Below are 5,710 nucleotides of genomic sequence, written 5' to 3'. Positions count from 1 at the left end.
ACGGCAAGTCGAACGTGCTGGCCGTCGGCGTGACCTTCCTCGCGGTGGTCGGCACCACGCCCTATATCGCGCTGCAGCTGCAATCGGTGACCCTCAGCTTCGAAGTCTTTGGCGTCGGCGACATTGCCACCGGCGAGGAGCAGGGCCACACCGCGCTCTGGGTCGCCGCGGGCCTTGCGCTCTTCACGGTGATCTTCGGCACCCGCAATCTCGACGCCAACGAGCGCCACAACGGCGTCGTCATGGCCATCGCCGTCGAGGCCGTGGTCAAGCTCGCGGCGCTGTTGGCGGTGGGGGTGTTCGTGGTCTGGGGGCTGTCGGGCGGCGTCTCGGGGACGCTCGCCAAGATCGACGCCTCGGCGCTGGGCCAGTGGCAGATCGACGGCGGACGCTGGGTCGGGCTGATGATGCTCTCGGCGGCGGCCTTCCTCTGCCTGCCACGGATCTTTCAGGTGCTGGTGGTCGAGAACGACAACGAGACCCACCTGCGCACCGCGAGCTGGGCCTTCCCGCTCTATCTCGGGGCCATGAGCCTCTTCGTGGTGCCGATCGCGGTGATCGGGCTCGAGATGCTGCCCGAGGGCTCCAACCCCGATCTCTTCGTGCTCACCGTGCCGCTGAGCCAGGGCCGCGACGGGCTGGCGGTGCTATCCTTCCTGGGCGGGTTCAGCTCGGCCACCTCGATGGTGATCGTCGCCGCCATCGCGCTTTCCACCATGGTGTCGAACCACGTCGTCATGCCGCTCTGGCTGCGCTACGCCGGCGGCGGGGCGAAGGTGTCGGGCGATGTGCGGGGCGTGGTGCTGCTGGCGCGGCGGCTGTCGATCATCGGCGTGGTGATGCTTGGCTATCTCTACTACCGCCTGTCTGGCGGCGGTGCCGCGCTGGCCTCGATCGGTCTGGTGAGTTTTGCCGGACTGGCACAGATCCTGCCGGCGATGCTGGGCGGGATCTTCTGGCGCGGTGCCTCGCGGCTCGGGGCGCTGGTGGGGCTGACACTGGGCTTTGGCTGCTGGGGCTACACGCTGTTCCTGCCAAGCTTCGGCGCGGGCGTCTTCCTGCCCGAGGCCTGGGTGACGGCGGGGCCGTTCGGCATCGCCTGGCTGCGCCCGCACGCGCTTTTCGGGATCGACGCCATCGACCCGCTGCTGCATGCGGTGTTCTGGTCGCTGGCGCTCAACACCGGCGGCTTCGTTCTGGCCTCGCTGGCAAGCTTCCCCGGCCCGCTCGAGCGCCTGCAGGGGGCGCAGTTCGTCAACGTCTTCGAGCATTCCGCCGCGCCGCGCAGCTGGACCGGGCGGGTGGCGCAGGCCGAGGATCTGATGATCATGGCGCAGCGCATTCTCGGCGCGCGCGACGCGCAGCGCCTGTTCGAGCGCGAGGCGCAGCGGCAGGGCATGGCGGGTACGCTGCCGGCGCCGACGCCGAATTTCCTCGAGACTCTGGAGCGCGAGCTGGCGGGCTCGGTGGGCGCGGCCACGGCGCACGCCATGGTTGGCCAGATCGTCGGCGGCATGTCTGTCTCGGTCGAGGACCTGATGGCGGTGGCCGACGAGACCGCGCAGCTGATGGAGTATTCCGCCCGGCTCGAGGCGCAGTCGCAGGAACTGGCGCGTACCGCCGCGCAGCTGCGCGAGGCCAATGCCAAGCTGACCCGCCTTTCGGTGCAGAAGGATGCCTTCCTGAGCCAGATCAGCCACGAGCTGCGCACGCCGATGACCTCGATCCGGGCCTTCTCGGAGATCCTGCGCGACACCACCGGGCTCGCGCCCGAGGATCAGCACAAGTATTCCTCGATCATCCATGACGAGGCGATCCGCCTCACCCGTCTGCTCGACGATCTGCTCGATCTCTCGGTGCTCGAGAACGGCCAGGTCAACCTGAACCTGCGGGAGGGGCTGCTGTCGGACGTGCTCGATCGTGCGGTGGCGGCGGCGGCGGCCGACGAGCATGGCGCGCGGCTGCGCATCACCCGCGATCCGGCGGCCGAGCATGTCTGGCTCAACACCGATCTCGACCGGCTCAGCCAGGTCTTCATCAACCTCGTCGCCAACGCCCGGAAATACTGCGACGCCGCGCACCCGGCGCTCGAGATCCGGGTCCATAGCAGCGACCGGCTGGTGATCGATTTCGTCGATAACGGCACCGGGATCTCGCCCGAGGCGCAGGACGTGATCTTCGAGAAATTCAGCCGGGTCAGCGACCAGAAGGCCGGTGGGGCGGGGCTCGGGCTGGCGATCTGCCGCCAGATCATCACCCGTCTCGGCGGCGAGATTTCCTATCTGAAAGGGCAGGGCGGGGCGGCGTTCCGGGTGGTGCTGCCGGCGGATATCGCGATGGCGGCAGAGTAGGGCGCGGGCCGGGTTTCGGGGCTGGTCTAAAGCCCTTGGTAACCAAATCCCCCCATACAGTTTCCGGAGTCCGCCCGAGAACAGGCTGCCCGCACGATGGGAGATCCCGCAAGACAGGATGAGGTTCTGGCCCAGAAGGCCAGCGCGGCCCGCCGCGCCCTCGAGGCGCGGGCGATGTCGCCAACCAAGGCGCTGCGCCGGGCGCTGTCGCGCACCGCCGACGTGCTGTGGGATCTGGCGCTGGTAACGCACGGGGTCGAGCAGGCGCATCTCGATCAGGACGGGGTCGTCGCGGCGCTTGGCGGCGACGCGCTGCTGCTCCTGCTCGACGGGCCCGATGGTGTGCCGGGTGTGGCGCGCATCGAGCGGCCGGTGATGACCGGGCTGATCGAGGTGCAGACCATCCTGCAGGTCACCCAGATGCCGGTCGAGGAGCGGCCGCTTACCCAGACCGACGCGGCGATGATGGCGCCGCTGCTCGACGGCGCGCTGGAACGGCTCGAACGCTATCTCGAGGAGCATCCGCTGCGCCCGCAATTCGAGGGCTTCCGCTTCGGCGCCATGGTCGAGGATGCGCGCACCGCGGGGCTCCTGCTCGATGCCTCTGGCTACCGGGCCTTTCGCGTGGCGGTCGACCTGGCGCTGGGGCGGCGTAGCGGTGAGCTGGCGTTGTTCCTTCCAGACAGACCGGAGCCCGATGGCCCGGAGACGCAGGACACGCCGGGGCAGGAGGGGCCGCACGAGCAGAAGATGAAGCTCCTGCCGGTGCGCATGGACGCGGTGCTGCACCGGCTGGTGCTGCCGCTCTCGGCGGCAGAGAAGCTGCAGCCCGGCGACCTCATTCCCCTGCCGCCCGAGGCGCTCGACGGGGTCGAGCTGCTGGCGGGCGACGGCTCGGGCGTGGCCGGCGGACGGCTGGGGCAGATCAACGGAATGCGCGCGGTGCGGCTGGTCTGGCCGGAAGGGGCCGGCGGGGTCGAGCCGGCGGAGGTCGGAGCTGCGGCGACTCAGGTGGCCGAGATCGCGGCACCCCCTGCGCCAGAGCCTGCGGACCCGCAGCCCCCGGATCTGGCCGAGGAGCTTCACGACCTGCCGCCGATGGAATTCGACGCGGGCGAGTTCGACACCGGAGAGTTCGGCGGCGAGTTCGGTACGGATTTCAGCGGGGAGTTCGCCTCCGAGACGGGCTCGGAGGAAGAGGGCGGCGGGGCGGAGTTCGATTTCGCCGCCGCGCCGCTTGAGCTTGATGAAGAGTGAGCCGGGCTCAGCCCTTCTGCGCCGCGAGGCTCTCGAGCGTCGGGCGGATGCCCTCGAGCTGGTAGCCCGCCTTGGCGGTGGTGGCGAGGATCTCATCGACCGGCAGTTCGCCGGCCTTGCCCATCGCCCAGACGATCGAGCACCGCGTGCCCGAGCGGCAATAGGCCAGCACCGGCCCGTCGGCCCTGGCCAGATGCTCGGCCTGCTGTGTCACCTGCTCGAGGGTCAGGCCCTCGTTGGTGACCGGGATGTAGACAAAGTCCATCCCGGCGGCGCGGGCCGCCTCTTCCATCGCATGATGAGACAGTTCCTGCGGAACCTCCTCGTCGGGGCGGTTGCAGATCACGAGCGTCACGCCCGCATCGGCGGCGGCCTGCACGTCCTCGAGCGCGATCTGCGGAGAGACGGAATAGCCGGGGGTGATTTCGATCATAGCCATGCCCGGGATATCACTCGGCGGGTACGGCTTTGTCCAGACGTGATCGCACGAAAGGCGCGACAACCATGCCGGTAAGCATCGCCGCCACGAAAACGTACAGCCCGCTGCCGCCAAAGCTCAGCGCCGCAATCGACGGCCCCGGGCACAGACCGGCCAGGCCCCAACCGATGCCGAACAGCACCGAACCGATGATCAGCTTGCGGTCGATCTCGCGCGAGGGGGCGGGGGGCAGCGGCACGCCCAGCACCGAACTCTGACGCTTGCGCGCCACCAGCCAGGCGATGGCCATCGGGATCATCGCGCCGCCCATAACGAAGGCGAGCGTCGGATCCCACGCGCCGAACACGTCGAGCCAGCCCTGCACCTTGGAGGTGTCGGTCATGCCCGAGACGAACAGGCCGCCGCCGAAGAGGCCGCCCGCGATGAAGGAGAACAGCAGTCGCATCATCTCAGATCACTCCCAGAATGTGACGGAAGATCACCACGCCGACGCCGCCGGCGAGGATGTAGCAGATGGTGGCGACGAAGCCGCGCACCGACAGGCGCGACATGCCGCAGACCCCGTGGCCCGAGGTGCAGCCATTGGCCAGACGCGTGCCCAGGCCCACCAGCAGGCCGGCGGCGACCAGCACCGCGGTGTTGTCGGTGATGTGGGGATCGACCTCGCGGTAGAACGGGTAGAGCAGGATGGGCAGAAGCACCACGCCTGCGAGGAACACCAGCCGGTCCCATTTCATGTTGCCCGCGGAGCCGTCGACCAGCGAGCCGATGATGCCCGAGGCGCCCATGATGCGTCCGTTGAAGAGCAGATAGACCGCCCCGCCGGAGCCGATCAGCAGGCCGCCGATCAGGCCCCAGATCCAGTCCTGTTCCATGTTGCGCGTTTCCTTCGTGTCTTGACGTGAGTGTTGGGGAGAGTGGTTTTGTGAACGCATAGGCGCCCCCGGTTCGCGACGGGGGCGCCGAAATGCGGATTGCGACGGGGTCAGAGCTTGTTGACCGGCACCTTGAGGAAGACGTCGCCCTTTTCGTCGGCGGGCGGCATCTGGCCGGCGCGCATGTTGACCTGCAGCGACGGGATGATCAGCTTCGGCATCGCGAGCGTCGCATCGCGGGTGTCGCGCATCTTGACGAACTCCTCGGCCGACTTGCCCTCGCCCACGTGGATGTTGAGCGCCTTCTGCTCGCCCACGGTGGTCTCCCAGGCGTATTCGTCGCGTCCGGGTGCCTTGTAGTCGTGGCCCACGAAGATGCGGGTCTCGTCGGGCAGGGACAGGATCTTCTGGATCGAGTTGTAGAGCGTCTCGGACGAGCCGCCGGGGAAGTCGCAGCGCGCGGTGCCGAAATCGGGCATGAACAGCGTGTCGCCAACAAAGGCGGCATCGCCGATCACGTAGGTCAGGCAGGCCGGAGTGTGGCCGGGCGTGTGCAGCACGTCACCGCGCAGCTGGCCGATGTGAAAGCTGTCGCCCTCCTCGAAGAGCTGGTCGAACTGCGAGCCGTCGCGCTGGAACTCGGTGCCCTCGTTGAACACCTTGCCGAAGGTGTCCTGCACCACGGTGATGCGCTCGCCGATGCCGATCTTGCCGCCCACTTCCTGCTGGATGTAGGGCGCGGCCGAGAGGTGGTCGGCATGCACGTGGCTTTCAAGCAGCCACTCGAC

Annotated in this window: 6 protein-coding genes; 2 read left to right on the top strand and 4 right to left on the bottom strand. The window is 68.5% G+C overall.

Annotated features, from left to right (window positions below; genetic code table 11):
- Together AC6RA4_RS22975 and AC6RA4_RS22970 are read left to right on the top strand one after the other, a co-directional pair.
- A partial coding sequence (locus AC6RA4_RS22975) for an ATP-binding protein (protein ID WP_500164250.1) occupies positions 1-2,351 on the top strand: 2,351 nt, incomplete at its 5' end.
- Between the two features lie 96 nt (positions 2,352-2,447).
- Entirely contained in the window at positions 2,448-3,608 is a 1,161-nt protein-coding gene (locus AC6RA4_RS22970; protein WP_500164248.1) for a FliM/FliN family flagellar motor switch protein, read from the top strand.
- A gap of 7 nt (positions 3,609-3,615) precedes the next feature.
- On the opposite strand, the gene AC6RA4_RS22965 is transcribed toward AC6RA4_RS22970, so the two are convergent.
- The 4 genes from AC6RA4_RS22965 to AC6RA4_RS22950 form a co-directional block, all read right to left on the bottom strand.
- Complete coding sequence (locus AC6RA4_RS22965; protein WP_500164247.1) at positions 3,616-4,047, bottom strand: protein tyrosine phosphatase family protein; 432 nt, start codon at positions 4,045-4,047, stop codon at positions 3,616-3,618.
- A 10-nt stretch (positions 4,048-4,057) separates the two neighbouring features.
- Positions 4,058-4,495 (bottom strand): DUF6691 family protein, encoded by a 438-nt coding sequence (locus tag AC6RA4_RS22960; RefSeq protein ID WP_500164245.1) that lies wholly within the window; start codon positions 4,493-4,495, stop codon positions 4,058-4,060.
- Position 4,496: 1 nt separating this feature from the next.
- The gene (locus tag AC6RA4_RS22955) at positions 4,497-4,922 is read right to left on the bottom strand and encodes a YeeE/YedE family protein (protein ID WP_500164243.1); all 426 of its coding nucleotides are present in this window, start codon (positions 4,920-4,922) and stop codon (positions 4,497-4,499) included.
- A 110-nt stretch (positions 4,923-5,032) separates the two neighbouring features.
- A partial coding sequence (locus AC6RA4_RS22950; RefSeq protein ID WP_500164241.1) for an MBL fold metallo-hydrolase occupies positions 5,033-5,710 on the bottom strand: 678 nt, incomplete at its 5' end.

Source organism: Salipiger sp., assembly GCF_059781815.1.
Note: the sequence above shows the minus strand (reverse complement) of the source record. Positions and strands in the feature narration are given on the sequence as shown.